This is a genomic window from Paenibacillus sp. GCM10027626 (assembly GCF_042676285.1).
Lineage (GTDB): Bacteria > Bacillota > Bacilli > Paenibacillales > Paenibacillaceae > Paenibacillus_Z.
The window spans coordinates 11,485-34,059 of the sequence record NZ_JBHTHC010000036.1 but is presented as its reverse complement, the minus strand read 5'-3'; the positions used below and the strand labels follow the sequence as shown (position 1 = coordinate 34,059).

Sequence of the window (22,575 nt, the reverse complement as noted above, 5' to 3'; positions counted from 1 at the left end):
TTGGCTTCCGGCCTGCATCTATTCCAGCATTTTTTTTCGATACTTTTGCGGAGATAATCCCGTATGCTTTTTGAATAAGGTGCAAAAATATTTTTCGTTATGCAAACCGACCGCTCCGGCAAGCTCCCAATTCGGGTAATCTCTTATTTTCAGAAGCTTGATCGACCGTTCAATACGCAGCCTGTTCACGTAATCGGTGAAATTTTCCTTCGTCTCCTTTTTGAACAACTCGCTCAAGTAGGTGGCATTCATACTGATCGCCGAGGCGACAATAGAAAGCGATAGCTGCTCTGCCAGCCGGCTCTCGATAAATTGCTTCGCCTTGCCGATCTCCGGATGGACGCCGCTTCCTTGCCGCTCGCTAACAACGCTGCGGCAATAGCGGATGACGGCCTCCTGCACCTGGTCAATATGCCGGTAGCTTTCGATGGGAGGCACATCATGGCGGTTTCCGTCGCCGCCCGCCGCTTCCATCCACTTGCCCATCAAGTCCTTCAGCATAAACGTCAGCTTTACAGGAGCGATCGGCTTAAGCTGGCTTGCGGCGAGTTGGGCTTGGAGGGCATCCAACGTAGCGCGGAATCCGGCTGCCGCCACGTCGCGGAGAAGCTGGTCGCATGTTCGTTTCCAGCGCAACGCCGCTTCTTCCGGGTAATCCAACCGGCTGCCCGGAGCAATGATCGAGCCGCGGCCGGTATGGAACGCATCCTGTACCGCCTCCCGCGCCTCCGCATACAGCCGTCCGACCACTTCCCAGCCGCCTGCCGACCGGCTGATGCCGACAGAGACGGAAACGTTCAAATATTGCTTGATGTTGTAGTGAATATTGCTGCCGACTTCGATTGCCGCACGTTCCGCTTTCTGTACGCTGTTGAAGGGCAAAGAAACGAAGCCTGCCAAATGGCCGGCATCCGAGGCGCAGGCAAAACTGCCCCCCGCAGCGCGCATAACTTCCTCCGCTATATTCAACATCCCATAGACGAGCCTGCTCTGATCGACGCTGTTGTAATCGTCCTGAAAGGCATGAAAGTCATCGATGCGAATCACGATGCAGCAGCAGTTTGCCGGCGTGAAGCCAGGCATCAGCTCGTTTGCTTTATTCTCCAGCATTTTGGTCGTCAGTTCGCCGTTGCTCAATTCCTCCAGCCATTGCTTGCGCAAGCGATGAATATTTCCGTGCAGCATCATATGCAGATCGTTCGTCTTTTTATTGCTTTCTTCCTTCTGGAGCACATTCGCCCGTACGCGTTCCAAGATGTCGTATAGCTCTTGTTCCTTTAACGGTACCTTGACCAAATAATCGACCACATTCAAGGAGATCGCCTGTTTCGCATAATGAAAGTCGGAGTAAGCGCTGAGGATAATAAACTCGCAGTTCGGTAATACCTGCTTCACTTGCCGGATCATTTCGATCCCGTCCATCCCGGGCATGACGATATCGGTCAGTATAATATCCGGCTGCAAGCGATGCGCCAGCTCGACAGCCTCGTTCCCCGAATAAGCTTTGCCCGCCAGACAGTAACGGTTATGTACGGATGCCCATTTCTGAAAAAAACGTTCCAGCCTGCCGAGAATCATCGGCTCATCATCCACAATCAAACATCGCAGCATTCTCATCTGTAGCACTCTCCTCTGATGTCATTGCTTCGGAAACCGCAGCGTCACCCAGGTGCCTTTCCCTTCGGCACTGTGCACGCTAAGGCCGTATTTCTCCCCATAGTACAACTGAATTCTTTTATGAATGTTATAGAGCCCGATTCTTTTTCGCCGGTCGCGCCGGTCCCGCAGAGGCGACGGTTCAAGCAGCACAGCGACTTTCTCTTCCGGCATCCCTTTCCCGTTATCGAAAACGTGAATAAAGACGCCGTCCCCCGTATGTTCCCCGCCGATACGAATCGTTCCGAGCTGACGTCCTCCGGCAAAACCATGAAATACGCTGTTCTCGACAACCGGCTGCAGCAGCATGCGCAATACTTCCATGTTCCGGATGTCTGCCGGTATGTCCTCCACCAGATGAAAGGTGCAGCCGTAACGAATATTTTGGATCGCCAAATAATCGTGAACGTTTCTCAGTTCTTCATGTAACGGCACCTTCTCGGAATCGGCCAGCCCGTATTCCAATATCGCGATGAGCGAATCGATAATCCGATCCACATCCTCATACCGCTCATAGTCGACCACATTGCTGATCGCCCCGAGCGTATTGTACAGAAAATGAGGATTCATCTGCGATTGCAACGCTTGAATTTCCATTTCGCGTTTGCTGCTTTCGGTCCGATTCACATGCTCAATCAGTTCGCGGATACGCGCCAGCATATCGTCGAACGAAGAGGCCAGCTCGCCAAACTCATCCTTTCGGTGCTTCACGATGCTGACATGTAAATTTCCGTCCTGTACATGATTCATCTTGCGGATTAAATAATAAACAGGTGTCCGAATAATGCGCGATACTACCGTAGAGGCAACAATACTGATGAGCAGTCCAAGGGCGAGGAGAAAGACGAAATGTCCCTCCGTTTTCATAAGCAACTCGTTCATTCGTTTCCCTTCAGAAACGACGGTGACGACCCATTGGAATTTCGGAATAATGCTTTTGACGACATACAGCGACCGCGAGCCGGCATTTACCGTTAATTGATCAGACTTCTGCTGCACAAGCTGCTCGCCGGTCATCGCAGTCAAGTTCAGCTGATCGTCGGCTACGTAGAAAAAGGTATCGTCAATCGGTTTTACAATTACATTGCCTTTCCCGTCCAATATCCCGATTTGATACTCGCTTCCCCTTGTAATTTCATGCAATCGCTCTTCAAGGGAAGCCAAATTCAGATCGAGCGCAATGACCGCCTGCTTTCCGGCAAACAAAACCGATTTGTACAGCGTGACGGTCCTGCCTATAAAATGTGCGTTGTAAGGGGAACTGACCAGCACAGAATACGGTTTTTGCGACGCTTGCTCCAGGAATTGCGCGTGCTCTGGGACTGGCTTGTATAAGATCTGGGCGATCGAATTGCCGCTGATGATCGATAAATCCTGCCTGATCAAATAAAGATTGGACAGGATGCTGTTGTTCGCCGTATAAGAACTCTCCAACTGAGCCTGCAGGGATTGCGGTTCATCCGGCCGCGAAGCGATCATCGTCGATGTCGACATAATCGTGCTCTGCAGCATCATGAAATACAATTCCAAATACTGCTCTTCCTTCTTCAGCATGTTTCGGGAAAATTCTTGCTGCGACGATCTGATTTCAGCCGTCGTATAGTGGTACGAGAGCATGCTTAATACGCCGGCAGCTCCCATGACGAACAGGAAGCAAACGACGAACAATTTGAACGTAATCCGGTGATAAATCAGTCTCCATTTCATCTATCCCAACTCCGTACAGGACCTTTTGCAGCCTGCAAAATTAAGAAGGGGAGATCTAAATCCCCCCTTCCCTGCTTCATTTACTGGAGCACGCCATCCTCGCGCAGCTGCTGCGTATACGTTTCGATGACCTTGTTCAGCTTGAATTTATCGTTCATTGTGTTCACAAACTGATCCCAATTTTCGATCGGCTCCTTGCCGTTAGCGAACTTAAGGAACATTTCGTTGACGTACTTGATGCGGTCTTGCACCATCGTATCGTTCGGGTCGTCGAAGACACGCGGGTTCACGTTGTTGTCGCGCAAATATTGGGCGTTCAGCTTCTGATTCGCGTTCGTTATGTCCGGATTTTTGAAATCGAAATAAACAGAATCGTCCGCCCTTCTAACAAAGGCGTAGTTGTAACGCCATTCCATATCTTTCTCGTTATAAGTCGATTTATCGACCAGCTTCGGCTGGCCATTCTCCATATTCCACGTTTTGCCTTCAATACCGTAAGCGAGATAGGAATAGGCCTCCTTGTCCGTATAAAAATATTTCAGCAGCTCGACCGCGCGCTTGGCTTTTTCCGGATCTTTCATTGCTTCTTTCGAAATGCCCCACAGGCTGTTCTGGAACGGCTTTACGTCAAGAATTTGATCGCCGTACGGACCTTTCGGCGGCGCGAATTCCACCCAATCCGGTATGGAGCCGGCAACCTCCTGCATTCGTTTCGTATTGTCGGGCTCAAGCGATCTCCAGTCGCGCAGCAGAAGGCCTACTTTCCCTTTTACCATCTTGTCGGCAAGACTGGCATCGGTCGTCGACACCCAATCCGGATCGACGACACCGGCTTTGACCATGGAGGCGATATACGCCAGCGCATCCTTCATGCGGGGATCGACGTTGTGCACAACCACTTTACCGTCCTCGACATCGACATAGTTCGGCTGTACGCCGAACATCCAGAACACTTGCGAGAAGCCGATGCCCATGACGCCATCCTTGGACAATGTGCCGATAAACCCGTAAGTATCGTCCTTGCCGTTGCCGTCCGGATCGTCAAATGTAAATGCCTTCATCACGTTCAGCAGCTCGTCCGAATTCGTCGGCACCTGTAAATTCAGCTTCTTCAGCCAGTCGTTGTTGATCCACCAGCCGTTAATGCCTCCTACCGCCTCAACGCCGGGCGTACCGATCGTATTGCCTTTATATTTCATCGATTCCCAGCGGGAGGCGTCGAATGCGCCGATGAAATCGGATTCATCGCCGAGCAACTCGTCGAGCTCTCCAATCAGGCCTTTCTCGTAGTACTGGATTGCCGAAGCCCGGTCCGGAAAGCCGATGATATCGGGGATTTGTCCGGAAGAGATAAGCAGGTTGAGCTTGTCCTTCCAATTCTCGCCCGGAAGGATAGTGTCCAGATCAATATTGTTGTCCTTCTCGATCTTTTGGCGGATCGGGTCCTCCTCCAAGGGAGGCATCGCTGTCGTCGGACGGTAGCCGAGCGTATTGAAAAAGCTGATTTTCAGCTTCTTGCCGGTCTCGGGGTTCCCATTCACCGCAGACGTATTGCTCTCACGAGGTGCGGTATCGGAATCTCCGCTGTTTCCGCAAGCGGATACAATCGATACGGTCATCAGACAAGTGAGCAGTGGAAACCAAATGCGTTTTTTCTCTTTCATAAACTGCAACTCCCCTTCGTAAATTATAATTTATATCATGATTTGCATCAAGATACCGGATCTGACAGCCGCACCTTTATCCTTTCACCGAACCGAGCAGAACCCCCCGGGTAAAATGTTTCTGGATGAACGGATAAACGAAGAGAATCGGCAGTGTTGTAAGAATGACCGAAGCCATCTGAATCGAAATCGGATTGACATAGTCGGCCGCATCGGCTGCGGCATCGCCTGAAGCAGCCACGGCAGAGATGAGGATGTTACGCAAATACACTTGAAGCGGAAATTTATTCGCATCCGTCAAGTACATGACGGCATCGAAGTAGCTATTCCAATGCAGCACTGCGTAAAACAGCATGATTGTCGCTATAATCGGCATGGACAATGGGATGACGATACGTACGAGCGTCGTCACTTCCCCTGCCCCGTCCATCTTGGCCGCTTCCTCCAGCTCCTTCGGCAATTGTTCGAAGAAGCTCTTCATGATCAGCAGGTAGAAGCCGTTGATAAGCCCGGGGATAATGAGCACCCAAAGGGAATTGAGTAAACCGAGTTCCTTGATCAGAATATACTGCGGAATAATACCGCCGCTGAACAGCATCGTGAACACAATAATGAGCAGACAAGCGTTGCGCCCGGGCAGCGTTTTGCGCGATAGCGGGAGCGCCGCCATTAGCGTAAACAATAAATTGATCGCCGTTCCGACTACCGTCCGGAAGATGCTGACCTTATACGCATTGAGCAGTGTATTGCCGTGCAGCAGCTGTTCGTAAGCGAAAAACGTCATTTTTTTAGGTATGAGAAGAAACCCGTTGTTTTTGATAACCTCTGTCATCGGAGTAAGCGAAACACTGAGCGCATAAAAGAACGGCAGTACGCAAGATGCGGCAAGGAGCAGCAATAATGCGCCGTTCAAAGCGCGGGCAAACGTTCCGTAAAAGCTTCTGTTGACCATATCTATTCCCCTTGATTACCAGATTTGACCGTCAAATCGCTTGGCGATCCGGTTTGCAGCGAACACCAGTACGAAGCCGATCACCGACTTGAACAGTCCGACCGCCGTAGCCAGCCCAAACCGCATCTCCTGCAGCCCGACCCGGTATACCCACGTTTCGATGACGTCGGCCTTGCTTTGATTAAGCGGGTTCATCATCATAAAAATTTGGTCGAAACCGACATCCATTATGTGGCTAATGCGCAAAATGAACATCAAAATAATGACATTACGGATCCCCGGCAGTGTAACGTGCCATAGCTGCTTCCACTTGGAAGCGCCGTCAACCGTGGCAGCTTCGTAGAGACTCGGATCGATGCCGGCGAGTGCGGCAAGGTATATAATGGCCCCCCAGCCAACTCCCTGCCACATATCGCTGGATACGAGCAAAGGGCGAATCCACGACTCTTCCGATAAAAACGATATGGAAGGCATCCCTATATCCCGAAGCCATTGATTGACCAATCCTTCCCCCGGAGCAAGAAACGCAACCATCAAGCCGTAAATGACGACCCACGACAAAAAATGCGGCAAATACGTTAAAGTCTGAATCATCTTTTTGAACCAGCCGGTCCTGACTTCGTTCAGCATAATAGCAAGCAGGATGGGCGCCGGAAAAACGAATACGATTTTGTAGAATGATATGAGCAGCGTATTGCCAATGATCTGTGAAAAATAGACACCTTGAAAAAATAACTTGAAATTATCCCAGCCCACCCACGGACTGTCCCACAACCCCTTCACAATATTGATTTCTTTAAAAGCGGCAACCATATATACCATCGGAATGTATTTAAACATTACGAAGTATAGCATGCCAGGTACCAGCAACGCGTACATGACGGCATGTTTTCTCACTGTCGATAACAGAGCTTGCATGAATCTATCTCCTTCCGGGTGCGCTTTATCCTCATTCATTGTAAAAGGATGGGCGATGCGCCGGCCCCTACATTCTTCGGCATATGGTACAAAATTTTCGGGCAAGGTCCTCCCTGTCGCCCTGTTCATTTTACTTAAGGCTCGCACAATACGATGTTATTGAGGTATAAAAATAAACAACCTTATTAGAGAAATTAAGGTTAATTAAAGGTTGTATTGTTTAGCGTCGAGCTTCGTGACTTAAACAAGATTAACGTCGGCGATGTAATAACTTTTACAGCCAATATGAGTGTTGACGCCCCGTCTGATATGAATTCCGACAATGTACAAGAGGGCGCAAGGCTAATGAGACAGGAGTTAATGTAGATGTAACCTATTATCTGAAAAGCCCCGAAATGCTGGAGCCATTCGAAGCAGAGGTTAGAGCAAAAGGACTTTCTGATCTTTTCAATTTTAAGACGGACACCGCTTCCTATGAAAAAGTCGTAAAGCCCGTTGAGGGATTAAAGAGTATTTCCATCACATTTATGGTCGTTGTTATTATACTCGGCTCGATTATTTTACTATTGCTTGCTTCTATCTCAATCAGGGAACGCAAATATGAAATTGGTGTTCTTAGGGCGATGGGGATGAAAAAAGCGGAGGTGGCAATTGGACTCTGGTTTGAAATTCTTACAATTACCTGTTTTTGTCTTGTCATTGGATTAGGTGTAGGTACTGTTGCTACACAGCCTGTATCCGACATGTTACTGCAGAATCAAGCCGAAGAGGCACAATCAAGCACATCGCAAGGTGCTGGCGGCGGAAATATCATGTTGGGCCCCGGTGTTATGTCATGGTGCCAGCTTTTCGCGGTATTCATAGAAATACTCCCCTCATAGCAGCAGGTTTTGGTTTTATATAACCTGACTACTTATGAGGGGAGTAAATCATTTAACGAGATGACCCTTGGAAATGAACATTTCCGATTCGGGCGTTAATGTTAGGGTTTGGCTTATCATGCATCGCCTGGAACGCTTGAACCGCGCTATTAGAAACTTCGGTGTCTTGGACGCTTGTTCCCCCGCTGACTCCGATTGCTCCTACGATCCGGTCACCTTTTATTAGAGGAATACCTCCGCCAAGGATGACGATTCTGCCGTGATTGGTTGTGTTTACCCCGAAAGAAGGTCCGCCCGGCTGTGCTGCCTGAGTCAAATTTGCTGTTGGCATCTGCATGCTAACACTAGTCCAAGCCTTATCCTGGGAAATGCTAATCCCGGCAATCCGAGCGTTATCCATCCTCACGAATGCTATAAGATTGCCCCCATCATCCACAATGGCGATATTGCTTGCGATGCCCATTTGCCGTGCCTTTTGTTCGGCCACAGCTAACAGATGTTTTGCCATCTCCAAAGACAGCTTTGCCACCCCCTCACATCCTCTCCTGTTACTGCTTACAAGATATGCACACAAACGAAAAATTGTAACATTCAACTATTGAAATTTACTCTAAAGCGTTTTTTCTGCACTGCATCCGCCAAAACCCATTGCGAGAAAAATTCAACCAATGAATTCGCAGAAGGCTACGCATGTGTACTCGATTGTTCTCCCTTAGCCTAGAGTTTTAGTAAACATAACTCTATGGTAATCAGTTGTATAAAAGTCCTTTTCGTGAGCAACCAAATCAAATCCCAAACGACAATAAAATTTTATTGTATCTTCATTTCCTACATGACCTAATGTATAAAGAATAATCTTTTTTTCATTCATTTCTTTAATTTTGTTGCAAATCGTACTGATTAAAGCCATTCCAACACCTTGCCGCTGAAACCCTTTCTTTACCACAACCCCGACTATCTCGTAGAGATCTAATTCGTCATTAAATATATAACCAGCATGACCAATAATCTTGTCAAGATCGCTGGTTGCAACATAATACCCATCTTCCTCAAATGCATTCTTCGTTGCTAAAAATTTTGACCAGCGCGCAGGATATTTTTCAATAATGAACTTAGGGAACTGCAGAGGATATTCGCTCATAATTGTTTCTATCTTATTTTGGTCTTTATGTTCTAGCAGCCGAATATGCACCTGAATTCCCCCTTTTATTAAGCCTTCTTCCAATCATATTCCATAATATTTGCGGCATTTATTGCCCTGTCTTTACCCCATAATTTTTCTAAAACATATAAAGAGGCATCCATGCCTGCTGATACTCCACCGGATAATATTATTTTTCCATTATCAACATATCGAGCTTCGTCTAAAATTACAGTTGTAGCTGGTACAATGTCCCTCAATTCATTTACAGCCGAACGGTTTGTTGTTACGTTTAATCCATCCAGTAAGTTGGCTTTTGCCAAGATTAAGGCGCCCGTACAAACAGATAAGATAATCTCAATTTCGTCCGATACTTCCCTAATCCATTTTGTAATCGTTTCGTTCAGCATTTCTTTTCTGCTTCCCCAACCTCCAGGAACAATCAAAATATCAGGTTTGGGACATGTGGCGATCGTATACGTTGGGTTAATGCTTAAACCCCCGAATGCTTTTACAGGACTATCATGTTCTGCAATAGTGTAAACATTGAAGTCTTTTCCGTCATTGCTTCCAGATATAAAAACTTCAAATGGTCCAACAAAATCTAGCGGCTCAACATGTTCAAAAATCAAAATTGCTACATTTCTTGCTTGCCGTGCCTGCTCCATGTCATCATCTCCCAAAAAATAAATAAAAGCGTTCAGTCTACGACCAAACACTTTGCCCAGGCGTACGGCATATGACAATATGTGCTCCCTCGTGGGTCTCCACGTTTACGCCAGTCACACATACCAAATATTTACTCTAATTATAGTCTGAATATTCAATGAAGTAAAGATGTTATCAAGAGATAATCAATCACAGCTGTTGATGGCTGATAATGGATGTATTTTTCCTTACGTCACGGAACATCCGATAATAGCTTTATAAGTTGGTTTAATACTAACGATTTAGTCTGTAGAGCATTTGGCCAGCAGCCGTTAGTTTTTATCTCGCTTTGGCAAGTAGCCTAGTGGCAAAGAACAGCAGGCCAACACTGGATTGTTCCAGTTTTAGCCTGTTTTTTGCCACTATAAGTAAGCGTCAAATAGGGGTGGTATCAGCTTCGCTGGTACTCCCCCACAAGAACCTGTCTGCATGAATCGTGAAACTTCGGTATAATATAGTAAGTTTGCTAGGTTTGAAACCGCATCTGCGGCAATGGGGCAGACTGCTATAATCGAAGAATATGAAGGAGCGTGATCCAAAGATGGACAGCAAAATCCGTTTCTCCAATCGGGTGGAGCAGTACGTCAAGTATCGGCCGGGCTATCCGGCGGAGGGGATCGACCTGCTGTTCGGCGAAGCCGGATTCCCCACGAACGGGACGATCGCGGACGTCGGCTCGGGAACGGGCAAGCTTACGGAGCTGCTGCTGGAGCGAGGGCCAACCGTATACGCCGTGGAGCCGAACGCGGATATGCGGCTTGCCGCGGAAACGTTGCTGCGGGAACGGTACAGCGACCGATACATATCGGTGGGAGGCTCGGCCGAGCGGACGGAACTGGCGGAGCGGTCGGTGGACGCCATCGCCGTCGCCCAGGCGTTCCATTGGTTCGACTTGCCACAGACGAGGAAAGAATTCGCGCGCGTGCTGAAGCCGGACGGTCCGGTCGCCCTTATATGGAACAAGCGGCGGGTCGATTCCGACGCCTTCGCGGAGGAGTACGATCGACTGCTGTTCGACTATGCGAGCGATTACGACAAGGTGAAGCATACGCGGCTCGGTCCGGAGCAGTACGGCGCCTTCTTTCGGGACGGCGACTATACGCTGCGCAAATTTGCGAATCGCCAGCTGTTCAATATGGAGGAACTGGCCGGTAGGACGGCTTCTTCGTCCTATACGCCGCTGCCGGGAGACGAGCGGTACGCGGCGTTCAAGGCAAAGCTGGAGGAGCTGTACGCTAGGCATGAACGGGACGGTCGCGTCGCATTCGAATACGAGACGGAAGTGTATTACGGGCAAATAGGATAGCGATAGACGACGCGGGGGACATGTATTTGCAACCATACGCGAACGGACGCGATCCCTTCCCCTTCCCACCCCCTGCATGAGAAAAGCACCCGTCAAGGGTGCTTTCAACAAATCTGACCGATCAACGATAAGGATGTCGACCGGGAGTAATGAATGGCGGGGTTTCCATTTGCAAAGCCACGCCTGAAGCTCAAAGGACTCGACCCTCAGCGGAATTACCACCATGTAGATACAGGCGAAGTATACGGCGGCGACGAGCTCATGTATGCAGGTATCGCTTTACCACTGCAACATGGAGATTTCCAAAGCTAGTGTTCCGCTTCCGCGCGGAATAACGAAGGGGGCTGTCGCTAAAGTGTAAGGTTAATTTCTCCCAAAAACAGCTCAATGTAGCAAGTTTTTAATTTTATGTAAATCAATAAAAAGAAATCTCTCCTTTACAAGGAAAGGTTTCTTTTTATTTTACAAATTGAAGAAGGGGCGTCCTTCGCTTTTGGGACAGCCCCTTTCCAAATGCGTTGTGGCCCATTCGGGCTTTGAGACGGATTTCCTTTACTGGCGCTAGTCAAATGCCTGTTCACGTCTCTCGTGGGTCATAGCGATTTCCCAGTTGGTGTGCGATGTAAAAACGATCAACTCAGGCCGCCCGTCACTCCACAAGCCCGGTTCGCTCGATGCTTTCCGTGAACCACTTTTGCGTGAACATGTACAAAATCAGCAGCGGAGCCAGCTCGATCAGGCCGGCGGCCATCTTGACCGGCAGCAGGAACAGCTGCTGCTGCGTTTCGCCTTCTGGCTGTAGGGCGCCCGTGATGATGGGCAGCGTCTGCAACTTCGGATAGAAATAGGTGGTCAAAATGCTTTCGTTCCAATGAAACACAATAGAGAATAACAGCACGACAATGATAGCCGGCTTCGCGAGCGGAAACATGACTCTCCAGAACATTTTGACGGCCCCGACGCCGTCGATGACGGCCGCTTCTTCAAGCTCCTTCGGAAACTTCTTGAAATATTGCATATACATGAAGACGAACAAAGCGCCCTTCAAGCCGTGACCGAACAATGCGGGCCCGACGAACGCTAACGGCGAATCGAGCAGGCCGTACGATTTGTACGTCCAAATGAGCGGAATCATGAGCGTTTGCGGCGGGATGACGAACGTCAGGATCAACAGCGCGAAGAACAGCTTCTGCCCCGGAAACTTCATTCTGCCGAACGCATAACCCGCGATGGCGCACGAGAACATTTGCAATATGGCAGATGGTAAGACGATAGACAGCGTATTGAACAGTGTGGATCGCCGCAAATTTTCCCACAGGCTGAAGTCATCGTGAAAGGTGACGACGATCTTGAGCGCGTCAAAGGCGTACTTGAAGTTGATCGTGTTCAAGCTTTTTGGAATCCATTTGGTCGTCGGGTCTATCAAATCCGAGAACGTCTTGAGCGAGGTGCTAAGCATGGATACCATCGGCGCAATATAAATCAGGGCCAGGTTGATCAGGACGAAATAGATCAGCGCATATTTCAATAGCCCTTGCTTTTCTTTGTTCGTGCCGAGGATGACGGCCTTCGCTTTGTGGCGCACGCTTCCCCTCCGTAACGCCGCAATCGCAACATTGTGCCGGATTTTCTGCAGAACATTCAAGTCGGACACCTCCTTACCTTTCTCTCTGAACGAGTGCTTTACGGAATATGAGGAAGATGGCCGCAAGGATCAGCATGACGAACGTGACGTACAGCCATCCGATTGCGCTGGCGTAGCCCATGCCTCGCGTTCCTTCGTACATATTGCGCTGGATCATCCCCATAATCGGGTTGGCGGACAGCGTGAACTGGTCGACCACAGAATACACGGCAACGATAAGGATAAAAGGAACGAGACCGGGCAGCGTGATCTTCCATAACGTCTCCCAACCGTTGGCCCCGTCGATCGACGCCGCTTCGTACACGGTGGGCGAAATGCTCTGCAGCCCAGCCAGCAGCAGTACCGTTTGCACGCCGGAATACCACAGGATGATGACGAAGGAATCCAGAATGTCCGTGACGGTGCCGGCTATTTTCGGATCGAAATACGAATGGATGAACGATAGCAGGTTCGGATCCTGCAAAAACTGCAGCGTCAGCGTGTTCGACATGCCGGCCGCCGCCCCGCCACCCGTGTTCGCCGCAAGCAGGTTGATGACGACGCCTCCCGTCGTGAACAGCACCGGGAGGAAGAACACGGCGCGGAAGAACGAGCGCATCGGAAATTTCTGATTCAGGAACAGCGCCGAAATGATCGAGAACAGAATAATAATTGGGATCATGGCGACCGATTCCATGAAAAACGGAATCCACTGGTCCCAGAACGCAGTGTCCTTCAGGAGGATTTGGCCGTAATTGGCGAAGCCGACGAACGTCCAGATCAAATCTTCCGCCTGAATGACAATTTTGTTCAGACTCATGACGAATGAATAGACGAGCGGGTAAACCCAGAACAGCAGCAAGCCGACGATCCAAATCGACATAAACCCGAGACCCTGCAGCTTTTGCTTCGTTTCGATTTTCAGCTTCTTAATCGCCATCCCCTCCCTTCATGACGATAAAGTCCATAGGCTGAGCGGATTTCCCTTGGTAAGCATAAGGAGCGTCCGTATAATTGCAAACGACCCTGGTACCGTTGTCGTAGACCGTCAGGTACACGTCCCGGGCTAACTGCTCATGCGCGATGATGAACGAGTCCGAAACGCCCCCGAGCGCTTCCTTCACTTTGCCGTACAGCCGCAAAATATCTTGTTTCCATACTTCGAATTCCGAGCTGTACAATTCCGTCTCGGCGTCTATGAGCCGTTCGGTCGGCTCCGCCGTCACTTCGAAGCTGATATTGGCTCCGTATTCGATCGCCTTGAGCAGCTCTTTGTCCGGTTCGTCCATCAGGTTATAGGGCATCGAGACGTAATCGACAAGCCCGTGCAGCGCCATCGGATAGAACGGAACATTTTCGTCCACAATGGGTGAGAAACTGTAATCGGCGGCGATGTTCTCAACGGAAACCCCGCTTACCAGTTGGTAAGCCAGCCCTCGCTCCAGTCTGACGGCCCCGAGCTCCTTGACCATCCTGGAGATGAACGATTCGTAGCTCCGCTTCGTCTGCTCCCGGTTCATCGGGGACGATGCATTAAAATCCGAGTTCAGCAGATTCATCCCGTTCTCCTGAATTCCATCCACATTCAGCTCCCGATAGCGGGGAATGCTGTCGTCCAGCGTCCGCGCAATGGCAGCCGCATTCAGCACCTGTTCGCGCGTCCCGTCGCCGATGTCGAGAGGGGCGTTCAGGATGTTGCGTACGATATCGCTTCGCTCCGAGACGCCCTTGCCTGTTCGCGCCCGCATATTGTCGTCGGCCAGCAGCAGCCGGTAGCCGATCTGATGCGCCTGGTCGGTCAAGGCCTTCAGCCCCGACATGCCTCCCAAACGATCCTCTGCAGGGAAGCGGTCCGGATATTCCACCGAGGTTCCTCTCTTGGCCCAGCCTTCATATACGGCCGTCATGCTGCGAACGCCATTATCGCGGAAATAGCCGAGTATGTCCGCCGCTTGCTCAAACGTCGTCATCGGAATGAAGCTTGGCTTCAGGAAGCCGGTCGCTTCCGCGCCGCCCATAATTCGGAGCTCCAGGGGCAAATCGCCTGTAAGCTTCGGCAGGCGGGCAAGTCCCTTATCGTGCATCAAATAATTCCGGTACGCTTCGGCCATGCCGGCGTAATTTGACTTCGCACCATTCATGAAATAATAGCGGATGTTGCTGGAAACGCTGACCGGAAACTCGGTGTACAGGTACACGCCCGCTCCCGTCAGGTCGGTCAATTTCTTGTATTTCTCCCGGTAAATAAAATGCGGATACGCGCTGTAAAAGCTCGTGTTCACGCCAGCCGGATTGCCGACGATCTCTGCTTCGCTCTCCCCGCTATGGATTACGGCGAGCATGGAGGCGTCGCCGCGATTGATCCCGAATGCCGGATAGACCACCATCGATTGAGCCAAATCGGCGCGCAAGGAGGAGTCAAATTGGTTGGCATAAGACAGATCGCTCCCATAGACCCGGCCGCTAAAAGCAAGGTTATACTTCTTATGCCCGTCAAACCGGATCAACGCCCCCGGGCCGTCCGGCACCATCAAGTAACCTTGCCGCACGCTATCCTTCTGGGCAGCGCCGAAGAAAGGCAGCACGTTGTAGCCGACGATCTTCCTCGTTTTGCCGGCAGCCGCCTCAGTGCTCACCTGCCCGGCCACCTTCGAATCGTCCGGCTCCCGAATCATATAACGCGGGACATCCACCTCCAGATGATCCTCGCGCAAATAATAGTCGACGGCGATTTGGATGCCAAGGCTCTCGAAATCGTAGAAAGCTCTCGCCCCGCCCTTCAATCGGAAAATGCCGACCTTCGTATTCTGCGTGAACACGTTGGCATAATTCGGGATCGTCTCACTATAGTCTTTGACATATTCAACGATTATCGGCGACTGCAAATTGTTTTTCCATAAGTTGTTGGACGTGTCACGCTCCACCTCCTCCGGCGTCGGCCTGCTACGCCAAATGGAATGGCCCGCCTTGTCGAGCACCTCGATGTTGCCGTCCTTCGTATCGATCGACAAGATCAGCTTGTCGTTCTCCGCAGCTTTGACGAGCCCGCTTCCTTCGATCTTCGACAGCGTGTCATTCGTTACCATCGCGTGTATGGCCTCGTCGCCGGTCTCTCCGGAGACGGGGATCTTGGCCTCTCCTGCGATCAACAGCCTGAAGGCGAACAGAACCGCAACAACGGCCGCCAGGGCGCCCACGACTTTCGCTTTACGGAGCAGTGCGCTTTTAGACATAACCGATCGCCTCCCTGAAGAACGAAACCGCAAAATTGACCGATTGGACGACAATGCCGAACAAGGCAAGAGAAAAGGCGATAATCGCGACCCCGGAGAACAGCATCCACAGCATGTTGACGAACGTCTCTGTCACCTCGAAGCCGTGCACCTCTTTCACCTGAATGTAGAAGAGGATGGCAATCCACCCCCATATGACAAAATCGAAAAAACCGTAGATCGTCCCTTCGGCCTTTGAGAACACGTTCGACACGATCGCGACCGGGACGGCGAAATACACGAACGGCAGCAACGAGTAAGCCGTCGAAATATAAACGGCCTTGAACGTGCCTTGCCCTTTCGTGATGCAGCTGACGAGATAATTGGCCAGCACCCAGATCAAGACCGGCAGCAAAGCGATCAGCAATTCCTGAACCGGCGAGGTGCCGTGAAGCCCTAACGGATTGAACACGAAATGCGTCCACGCCAGCTTCAGCAGCCGGCATAAGTAAAATAAAGCCAATATGACTGATGCAGACAATACGCTACCTTTACCAGCAAAGCGCAAATCGTAAAAACCGTCGATCGGATGCCGCAAAAACGTCCACGTATAGGCAAGCTGTTCCCCTAATCTTCTCATGACGCGTTCCCTCGCCTTCGTTTCAGCTTGCCTGCGATCAGAAGAACGGCAGTTCCCGCCGCAAGCGCGGCCACGACGTACCCGAAGTAGTCCTGGACCCAGCGGATCCGCCATTCCCAGAACGAGTCGGAATAGTCGTCCGTATCATAAAGCAGCTCGAATCTATCCATCGATTGCTCCCACTCCCCTTGCCGATAGAGCGCTTTTCCGATAATGTAGTGCGCCTTGTAGTAAAACACGTTGCTCCTCAGCACAGCCTCACTGCTTGCCATCGCTTCCTTGTACTCTCCCTCGCTAAACAGCTCATCAGCCTTATGAATCTTCTGCAAAAATTCGGTTGGCCGAAACACCTGCACGCCGCTAAACAGTCGGTCAGTGACGAACAAATACCCCTTCGAATTCACTTTGATGCTAACTGGATCGCCGAACATGCCAATTCGAAGCTGGGTGTCCGTCAGCTTCCGGCCAAAGGAGAAGACAGGCATCCCGTTGGCATCGAACTGATACACTCTCCCTGCTCCGGCGTCGATGCCGTAGATGTTGCCGAGGCTGTCTACCGTAACCCCCGAGTAGGAGACGCTGGGCGCAAGCGAATCCGCAACTTGCATGTTTTTCCCCGAGAACAGATTTTCACCGCCGACATTGTATTTCTTGATTTGCTCCGTTGCTGCGCTGATTGTCGTCGTATAGACGAAGCCTTCCCGGTCGATGAAGACATCGGACACGCTGTCCGCTCCTGCCGCCGACGCTTTCATCTGCTCGTCGGTGTAGAACAATCGCTTCAGCCGGTCGAGCGGCGAAAGATGGATCTTGTTGGAGCCGAAAAATCCGTCGAATCCCTTGTCGGGGGAAATGACGATCAGCCCTTCGTTGACGCCTTTCGCGACTACGTATAGGAATCCCCGGATATCCATCGATACCCTGGACGGAATGAAGGTAACGTCCTTCAAGCTGACGGTGTCCGGCTTGACGATTTCGTCGATCCACTTGCCCTCTCTGTTATACACAGCGATCCGGTTGTTGCCCGTATCGCAAATGTACACATCGCCGTTCGGCGCCACGTAAATCCCTTCCGGCGCATTCAGCTTTGCCTTGTCCTCCGTCCCGAGTCCAAACTCGCGGACGAGCAGGCCGTTATCGTCCATCTTCACGACCCGGTTGTTCATCGTATCGGAGACGTAGACATAATCGTTGCCGTCGATGAATAATCCGGTCGGCCCGTTCAGTCCGGGCACGCTTTCCCGGACGCCGTTCGCCTCCGCGAACAACTGGTCGCCGATGACGCGTTCCGGCACATAAAGCGACTGAATGCGGTAAGGCTTGCCGTCGAAATAGCCAAAGGAACGGAACGGAACGGCTGCGGCCGCGTGGCCGTTCCAGCACGACAACCATAAGACGGCAGCGAGCACCGAAGCGGCTATCCATTTTGTAGACAATTTGGCTCCCCCCCGTATAGCCTTATTTGATTCCCGAGTTCACGAGCGTATTGATCATCGCCTTCTGCAAAATGACGAAGATGATCAGGTTGGGGATGAACATGAGCAGCCCCGCCGCAGCCGCCGCTCCCTGCCGGGCGACGACCGTCGTCAGACCGCCGGTAAGCGTCTGGATGAAATAAGGGAGCGTCTTCATCGCCTCGTCCGTCATGAAATAGGTCGATGTTTCCGTGTCGCCCCATACCGACTGGAACGTCAGGATCATGGAAGTCCCGATCGCCGGCTTGACGTTCGGAACGATCACCGAGGCGAAGACGCGCCACTCGCTCGCCCCGTCGATTTTGGCCGCTTCGCTTAAGCTGCGCGGAATTTGATCCATGAACTGCTTGATCAGAAAAATGCAGACCGGCAGTGCAAGATGCGGCAAAATATGGCCGACGTACGAATTCATGAGCCCCAGCTTCGCGACGATCAAATAACGGGGAATGCGAACCGCTTCCGGCGAGAACATGAGCGAAATGATAATGCCGCCGAAAATCCAGTCCTTTCCCGGGAACCGCATTCTGGACAGCGCATAGGCCCCCATCGTGCTGATCAGTACGGCAGCGATGATCGTAACGGTCGTAACGGCCACGCTATTGAACAAATACCGCGAGAATGGCAGAATCGACAGCTTTAGTGCGAACAGCAAGTCGTAAAAGTTGCCGAGCGATGCGTGCTTCACAAAAAACGAAGGCGGATACAAAAACAACTCCGGCAAAGGCTTGAATGCCGTATTGACGATATACACGATCGGCGCGACGGAGAGCAAGGCGTATAAGGCGACGAACAGCAGCCTCATCCCGCTTGACACCGTGAACGGGGCGAGTTTTCTGGCCCTTTTTTTCATCATCAGCATGGCCCTATTCATCCTCCTTCGTGCCAAGCAGCCGGAAGCATGCCCGGTTGATAACATACATAAGAATCAGCATCATGAACGAAAGCGCCGTCGCGTAGCCAAGCTCGAATCGGAGAAAGCCGAAATCCTCGATATGGTTTTGCAACAGTTGGCCGGCATAATTGGGCGTCGGGTTCGTACCCGACAATTGGACGCCGATGCCGCCCGCCTTAAGCGCGCCGACGATGCCCATAATGGCCGAAAACAACATCTGCGGCTTCATCGCCGGGATCGTAATATACCAAACCTCCTGAATTTTGTTGCGAATACCGTCCATCTTCCCGGCTTCGTACAATTGCGGGTCGACGGTCATCATCCCGGCCTGCAGCGACAAAAAGCCGACCCCCATACTGCTCCACAGCGTCACGAAAATCATCACGCCCATTAAGTAACCGCTCGATTGGGTGAATGCGATCGGCGTATCGATAAAGCCCGTGTACAGCAGCAACTGGTTTAAATAACCGTACCGGTCGCCGCTGAAGGCGATAACCCAAACGACCGACATCATGACGCCCCCCGCGATGGAGGGCACGTAAATCGCCATCGTAAATAACGATCGCAGCCGCTTCGGAATTTGCAGGATGAGCCAAGCCATCAGAAATTGCAGCGCATAGCCAGCCGGCCCGACAAACACGGCGAATTTGAACGTGTTGGCAATGACGTACTTCATCAGGATGATGTCATCCGTGAACATGACCTTGAAATTGTGCAAGGCTACGAATACCGGCGCCTCGATCGAGTTATACCTTGTAAAAGCGAGCAGCGTCGCCGACAATACCGGCAGCACGATAAACAAGACGAAGCAGATCAGAAACGGGGCCAGAAAAACGTAAGCCAATTTGTTCCGTTTCATCTCGCGCCAGATGTAGGCGGCTTTGTCGCTTCGCTTGCGCGACTGCATACCGTTCGCGCCGGCGACCGTTTCCGTTGCGCCGTTCATTGTGATCCCCCCGACAGTCCGTATTCCCGTCTGTATCGTGCCATCTCGCGCTGGATGCTGCTCAGCGCTTGCTCCAGCTTTTCGCGGTAATTCCCCTTGTCGATGACCGTGCCGGTCCACGCGTTCGCCAGCTCCCGCCCGGTCATATAGGAGCCTCCCGGAACGTACGGAATGCCCTTGAACCATTTCAACTGCTCCAGCACGACCTCTTTGTCCTGCGGCTCCCATGGCGTTCGCTTCACGACTTCCGGGTTCGCGGAATACCATCTGAACTCCAGGCCGTAATTGTTTTCCAGCTCATTGGCGAACCGGGCCTGTGTTTCCGTCGACATCCACCACTTTACGAATGCCCACGCCTTGTCCTGCCGTTCCTTCGTTGTCTTCATGATCATGACCCCTCTCACGTCGCCGCCTTGCCACCTTTCATTCGTCCCGCTGTCGTCCATCGTGCCCGGGATCGGGGCGATTTTCCACGAAGTGGACAGCTCGGGAGCCGCGAGTCTTAACAGTACGTAATCGCTTATGCTGGATATGCCGACCGGAACGTCCCCCTGCCTGAAATGCTGATAGAAGCTTGTAATGACCTGGGGCAAGTTGTATTTGACATACAAATCGGTCATATATTTAAAAGCGGCAAACCCTTGCGGCGTATCGAAGTCGACATCCAAGCCGTCCGGCGTATACAGCTCGACGCCGTTCTGATAGAAGAACGTCAGCCAGTCGCCTTGCGGCGCCCAGAAATTCATATTGTTCTGCTGCAGTGAAGGAATTATTTTTTTGACGTCCTCCCACGTTTGCGGAACTGGGATGCGGTACTGGTTCAGCACGTCTTCGCGGTAAAACATCATGTTCATCGTCGCTTCTTCGGGAAGCGCGTAATCGCCTCCGTTATAGCGAAAAGGAATGAGCGTGCCAGGCGCGAACTGCTTGCTCAGCTCCCCATATTCGTTATATTCGTTCATATTGACGACCGCGTTGCGCAGCGCGAAATTAAAGGGTGTATCCATACCGACCCCGGTCACGACATCCGGCTGTTTGCCTGCGGCGTTGGCCAGGACAAGCACGTCCGCCCCCGGAATGTAATTCACGTTGACCTTGTAGCCGGTTAACGGCGTAAAGTATTCGTTCGCATATTGCTGCATCAAGTCGACATAATCTCGGTTGCGCTGCACCCAAACCTCAATCGTGCCCTCCGACCCTTTCTTCGTGTCGTAATCGTTCGTGAAGGAAGCAGAGAAGCTTTTGAAGAAAAATCCGAGCGCCTGCCAAAAACCGGCACCCGCCTTCGGGAATTCTGCATCTGCGCTTTTCACCATGATCGTATCGACCAGAAGTGGCTGAAACGCCAGGCTCGCGGCAAAATTCGCCACATTCGCCTCGACGCGGGTGAGAGAATCGACGCTCTTCGGAATGTCATCAGGCCGCTTCGCGTAGTCCTCGAGCCGCTCCGCTTCCGCAAGGAGCACGTCGAATCCACTCGCGGCCGAGCCTGTCAGACGGGACAAAGCGGCGATTTGCTCTCTGATGCCGGCCGCCAGCTCGTGAAGCTGCTTATCCAGATCCGGCATATACTTTTTCAAATCATACCGTTTGAACAGATCGATTTGCTTATTGCTTGTGACCCCGGTTATTTTCTTGATTTCAACATCAAGCTTGCTGATCGCCTCGGATGTCCGCCCTAACGACTGATAGATGTTCAGATAAGGCTCCGACGTCACGGTTAGCCGTATCCGATGCTTGCCTTTTGCAAGGCGGAAACCGTACGGTTGTTCATCCCCCAGCACTTTGTTCTGCCACGACGTACGATAAGGGAAGGCGACGTTCGCCATTTCCCGAAAAGGAAGCTTGCCGTCGATTTCAACGGTTCTGAAGGAGCTAAGCGCATTGTTGTCGGCTTGCTCGTATTTGATGCCGATTTGGTACGTCCCGTCCTCAGGTACGTTGATTTGCCACTCTACCCATTGCTGCGGCAGCCTCCATGATGAACCGCCGATCGCGTTGTACTTGCGCTTCCCGTACGTTTCCGGGCTTACGCCCGCCTCGGAAATGCTGAACAGCTGAATACTCGGGGAGGAAATCTCGGACGGGTTTTCCCCTTCGACCGACTGGATGAATGTGGAAGGGGTCTTCGCGAACTTCAGGCTTGCTTCATAATCGTTGTAGCTTGGGATCAGCTCGGGTGATTTCACAATGATTCTGCTAATGGCCAGAGCGCCTCTCACTCCGGTAAGCGAGAGCCTGTTCGTCCCCTGCTTCATGTAAAATTTGAGCGGAGCGCTCGTCATCCCCGTTTTGTCGGCAATCGGTTCGGTATACCACGCTTTCACGGCGAGCTGCTTCGGACGCTTTTCGTTCCCGTCGGCATCCAGGCCGAACGGGTACGCGTCATACCGATAATGCTGCCCGAGCACGAACGTGTCGATCCCCGAATAAGGTGTTTCGCCGTTGACGGTCAACCCGCGCTCAAGTGCTTCGGGGTACGCGCCTGCGTCCATGTACTCCACATAGATGTTGTAGAATCCCGTCTCGGGAAGCTCAATGTCGTAGTCCACCTGACCCGAGGCGCTCTCCCAGACGAGCACGTCTTTCCTCCCTTCGAAGTCGCCCGCGCGAATACCGTCTCCTGATAGGCGCGCATACCCGGCCCCGGAAACTTCGACAGCAAGATTCGCCGTATCGGCCGCCCCCGCTTGCTCCAGTTCGCCGATCTTCGCTTGATACGCGTTGTTCTCCGGATCACCCTGCGCCGTCAGCGCGATGGACTGGAGCGGCAGCACCAAACCGAGCACGAGGACGCATAGAACGGATATCGCTCTTCTATAATCGATCAACTTTCTCACTCCGTTTCGATGA

Annotated in this window: 19 protein-coding genes and 1 riboswitch; of the genes, 3 read left to right on the top strand and 16 right to left on the bottom strand. The window is 51.6% G+C overall.

Translation table 11 applies throughout. The features are described 5' to 3' along the window. Positions 1 to 18 precede the first annotated feature (18 nt). The 5 genes from ACFQ0N_RS36210 to ACFQ0N_RS36190 form a co-directional block, all read right to left on the bottom strand. Positions 19 to 1,617 carry a response regulator gene (locus ACFQ0N_RS36210; protein WP_379335013.1) on the bottom strand — a complete coding sequence of 533 codons (1,599 nt, stop codon included), beginning with the start codon at positions 1,615 to 1,617 and terminating at the stop codon, positions 19 to 21. Positions 1,618 to 1,638: 21 nt separating this feature from the next. Beyond that, entirely contained in the window at positions 1,639 to 3,363 is a 1,725-nt protein-coding gene (locus ACFQ0N_RS36205) for a cache domain-containing sensor histidine kinase (RefSeq protein WP_379335011.1), read from the bottom strand. Between the two features lie 80 nt (positions 3,364 to 3,443). Then, complete coding sequence (locus ACFQ0N_RS36200; RefSeq protein ID WP_379335008.1) at positions 3,444 to 5,027, bottom strand: type 2 periplasmic-binding domain-containing protein; 1,584 nt, start codon at positions 5,025 to 5,027, stop codon at positions 3,444 to 3,446. A gap of 76 nt (positions 5,028 to 5,103) precedes the next feature. After that, positions 5,104 to 5,979, bottom strand: a complete 876-nt coding sequence (locus ACFQ0N_RS36195; RefSeq protein ID WP_379335006.1) for a carbohydrate ABC transporter permease — start codon at positions 5,977 to 5,979, stop codon at positions 5,104 to 5,106. 15 nt (positions 5,980 to 5,994) lie between these two features. Beyond that, the gene (locus ACFQ0N_RS36190; RefSeq protein ID WP_379335004.1) at positions 5,995 to 6,897 is read right to left on the bottom strand and encodes an ABC transporter permease; all 903 of its coding nucleotides are present in this window, start codon (positions 6,895 to 6,897) and stop codon (positions 5,995 to 5,997) included. Positions 6,898 to 7,292: 395 nt separating this feature from the next. On the opposite strand from ACFQ0N_RS36190, the gene ACFQ0N_RS36185 reads away from it, so the two are divergent. After that, positions 7,293 to 7,778 (top strand): FtsX-like permease family protein, encoded by a 486-nt coding sequence (locus ACFQ0N_RS36185; RefSeq protein ID WP_379335002.1) that lies wholly within the window; start codon positions 7,293 to 7,295, stop codon positions 7,776 to 7,778. Positions 7,779 to 7,830: 52 nt separating this feature from the next. Here the strand turns inward: ACFQ0N_RS36185 and ACFQ0N_RS36180 are convergent, their stop codons facing one another. From ACFQ0N_RS36180 to ACFQ0N_RS36170, 3 genes are all read right to left on the bottom strand, one after another. Next, entirely contained in the window at positions 7,831 to 8,307 is a 477-nt protein-coding gene (locus ACFQ0N_RS36180) for a GlcG/HbpS family heme-binding protein (protein ID WP_379335000.1), read from the bottom strand. A 183-nt stretch (positions 8,308 to 8,490) separates the two neighbouring features. Then, complete coding sequence (locus ACFQ0N_RS36175; RefSeq protein ID WP_379334998.1) at positions 8,491 to 8,970, bottom strand: GNAT family N-acetyltransferase; 480 nt, start codon at positions 8,968 to 8,970, stop codon at positions 8,491 to 8,493. 17 nt (positions 8,971 to 8,987) lie between these two features. Continuing rightward, positions 8,988 to 9,587: a DJ-1/PfpI family protein gene (locus ACFQ0N_RS36170; RefSeq protein ID WP_379334996.1), complete on the bottom strand. Its 600-nt coding sequence runs from the start codon at positions 9,585 to 9,587 to the stop codon at positions 8,988 to 8,990. Between the two features lie 47 nt (positions 9,588 to 9,634). Next, positions 9,635 to 9,715, bottom strand: a riboswitch (ZMP/ZTP riboswitch). A 453-nt stretch (positions 9,716 to 10,168) separates the two neighbouring features. On the opposite strand from ACFQ0N_RS36170, the gene ACFQ0N_RS36165 reads away from it, so the two are divergent. Next, the gene (locus ACFQ0N_RS36165) at positions 10,169 to 10,933 is read left to right on the top strand and encodes a class I SAM-dependent methyltransferase (RefSeq protein ID WP_379334994.1); all 765 of its coding nucleotides are present in this window, start codon (positions 10,169 to 10,171) and stop codon (positions 10,931 to 10,933) included. Positions 10,934 to 11,086: 153 nt separating this feature from the next. Further along, positions 11,087 to 11,245, top strand: a complete 159-nt coding sequence (locus tag ACFQ0N_RS36160; protein WP_379334992.1) for a GH36 C-terminal domain-containing protein — start codon at positions 11,087 to 11,089, stop codon at positions 11,243 to 11,245. A gap of 337 nt (positions 11,246 to 11,582) precedes the next feature. Here the strand turns inward: ACFQ0N_RS36160 and ACFQ0N_RS36155 are convergent, their stop codons facing one another. Genes ACFQ0N_RS36155 through ACFQ0N_RS36120 form a run of 8 tightly spaced genes read right to left on the bottom strand, consistent with a single transcriptional unit; the run spans position 11,583 to position 22,553 of the window. Further along, on the bottom strand, positions 11,583 to 12,578 hold the full coding sequence (locus ACFQ0N_RS36155) for a carbohydrate ABC transporter permease (RefSeq protein ID WP_379334990.1): 996 nt from the start codon (positions 12,576 to 12,578) through the stop codon (positions 11,583 to 11,585). A 13-nt stretch (positions 12,579 to 12,591) separates the two neighbouring features. Continuing rightward, positions 12,592 to 13,497: a carbohydrate ABC transporter permease gene (locus ACFQ0N_RS36150; RefSeq protein ID WP_379334988.1), complete on the bottom strand. Its 906-nt coding sequence runs from the start codon at positions 13,495 to 13,497 to the stop codon at positions 12,592 to 12,594. After that, on the bottom strand, positions 13,487 to 15,790 hold the full coding sequence (locus tag ACFQ0N_RS36145; protein ID WP_379334986.1) for a DUF5696 domain-containing protein: 2,304 nt from the start codon (positions 15,788 to 15,790) through the stop codon (positions 13,487 to 13,489). Before ACFQ0N_RS36145 ends, ACFQ0N_RS36150 begins: the two co-directional genes overlap by 11 nt. Next, positions 15,783 to 16,409 carry a YIP1 family protein gene (locus tag ACFQ0N_RS36140; protein ID WP_379334984.1) on the bottom strand — a complete coding sequence of 209 codons (627 nt, stop codon included), beginning with the start codon at positions 16,407 to 16,409 and terminating at the stop codon, positions 15,783 to 15,785. The genes ACFQ0N_RS36145 and ACFQ0N_RS36140 overlap by 8 nt, the downstream gene beginning before the upstream one ends. Then, on the bottom strand, positions 16,406 to 17,845 hold the full coding sequence (locus ACFQ0N_RS36135) for an NHL repeat-containing protein (RefSeq protein WP_379334982.1): 1,440 nt from the start codon (positions 17,843 to 17,845) through the stop codon (positions 16,406 to 16,408). The genes ACFQ0N_RS36140 and ACFQ0N_RS36135 overlap by 4 nt, the downstream gene beginning before the upstream one ends. Before the next feature lie 22 nt (positions 17,846 to 17,867). Next, positions 17,868 to 18,743, bottom strand: a complete 876-nt coding sequence (locus ACFQ0N_RS36130; RefSeq protein ID WP_379334980.1) for a carbohydrate ABC transporter permease — start codon at positions 18,741 to 18,743, stop codon at positions 17,868 to 17,870. Between the two features lie 4 nt (positions 18,744 to 18,747). After that, positions 18,748 to 19,722: a carbohydrate ABC transporter permease gene (locus ACFQ0N_RS36125; protein ID WP_379334978.1), complete on the bottom strand. Its 975-nt coding sequence runs from the start codon at positions 19,720 to 19,722 to the stop codon at positions 18,748 to 18,750. After that, the gene (locus ACFQ0N_RS36120) at positions 19,719 to 22,553 is read right to left on the bottom strand and encodes an extracellular solute-binding protein (RefSeq protein WP_379334976.1); all 2,835 of its coding nucleotides are present in this window, start codon (positions 22,551 to 22,553) and stop codon (positions 19,719 to 19,721) included. The genes ACFQ0N_RS36125 and ACFQ0N_RS36120 overlap by 4 nt, the downstream gene beginning before the upstream one ends. Positions 22,554 to 22,575: the final 22 nt, after the last annotated feature.

What these genes read in the sequence shown, in the direction of transcription:
- ACFQ0N_RS36145 (WP_379334986.1), bottom strand. Translation starts at nt 15,790, where the DNA reads ATGTCTAAAAGCGCACTGCTCCGTAAAGCGAAAGTCGTGGGCGCCCTG.
- ACFQ0N_RS36140 (WP_379334984.1), bottom strand. Translation starts at nt 16,409, where the DNA reads ATGAGAAGATTAGGGGAACAGCTTGCCTATACGTGGACGTTTTTGCGG.
- ACFQ0N_RS36200 (WP_379335008.1), bottom strand. Translation starts at nt 5,027, where the DNA reads ATGAAAGAGAAAAAACGCATTTGGTTTCCACTGCTCACTTGTCTGATG.
- ACFQ0N_RS36210 (WP_379335013.1), bottom strand. Translation starts at nt 1,617, where the DNA reads ATGAGAATGCTGCGATGTTTGATTGTGGATGATGAGCCGATGATTCTC.
- ACFQ0N_RS36195 (WP_379335006.1), bottom strand. Translation starts at nt 5,979, where the DNA reads ATGGTCAACAGAAGCTTTTACGGAACGTTTGCCCGCGCTTTGAACGGC.
- ACFQ0N_RS36190 (WP_379335004.1), bottom strand. Translation starts at nt 6,897, where the DNA reads ATGCAAGCTCTGTTATCGACAGTGAGAAAACATGCCGTCATGTACGCG.
- ACFQ0N_RS36170 (WP_379334996.1), bottom strand. Translation starts at nt 9,587, where the DNA reads ATGGAGCAGGCACGGCAAGCAAGAAATGTAGCAATTTTGATTTTTGAA.
- ACFQ0N_RS36160 (WP_379334992.1), top strand. Translation starts at nt 11,087, where the DNA reads ATGGCGGGGTTTCCATTTGCAAAGCCACGCCTGAAGCTCAAAGGACTC.
- ACFQ0N_RS36165 (WP_379334994.1), top strand. Translation starts at nt 10,169, where the DNA reads ATGGACAGCAAAATCCGTTTCTCCAATCGGGTGGAGCAGTACGTCAAG.
- ACFQ0N_RS36185 (WP_379335002.1), top strand. Translation starts at nt 7,293, where the DNA reads ATGCTGGAGCCATTCGAAGCAGAGGTTAGAGCAAAAGGACTTTCTGAT.
- ACFQ0N_RS36125 (WP_379334978.1), bottom strand. Translation starts at nt 19,722, where the DNA reads ATGAACGGCGCAACGGAAACGGTCGCCGGCGCGAACGGTATGCAGTCG.
- ACFQ0N_RS36205 (WP_379335011.1), bottom strand. Translation starts at nt 3,363, where the DNA reads ATGAAATGGAGACTGATTTATCACCGGATTACGTTCAAATTGTTCGTC.
- ACFQ0N_RS36130 (WP_379334980.1), bottom strand. Translation starts at nt 18,743, where the DNA reads ATGCTGATGATGAAAAAAAGGGCCAGAAAACTCGCCCCGTTCACGGTG.
- ACFQ0N_RS36150 (WP_379334988.1), bottom strand. Translation starts at nt 13,497, where the DNA reads ATGGCGATTAAGAAGCTGAAAATCGAAACGAAGCAAAAGCTGCAGGGT.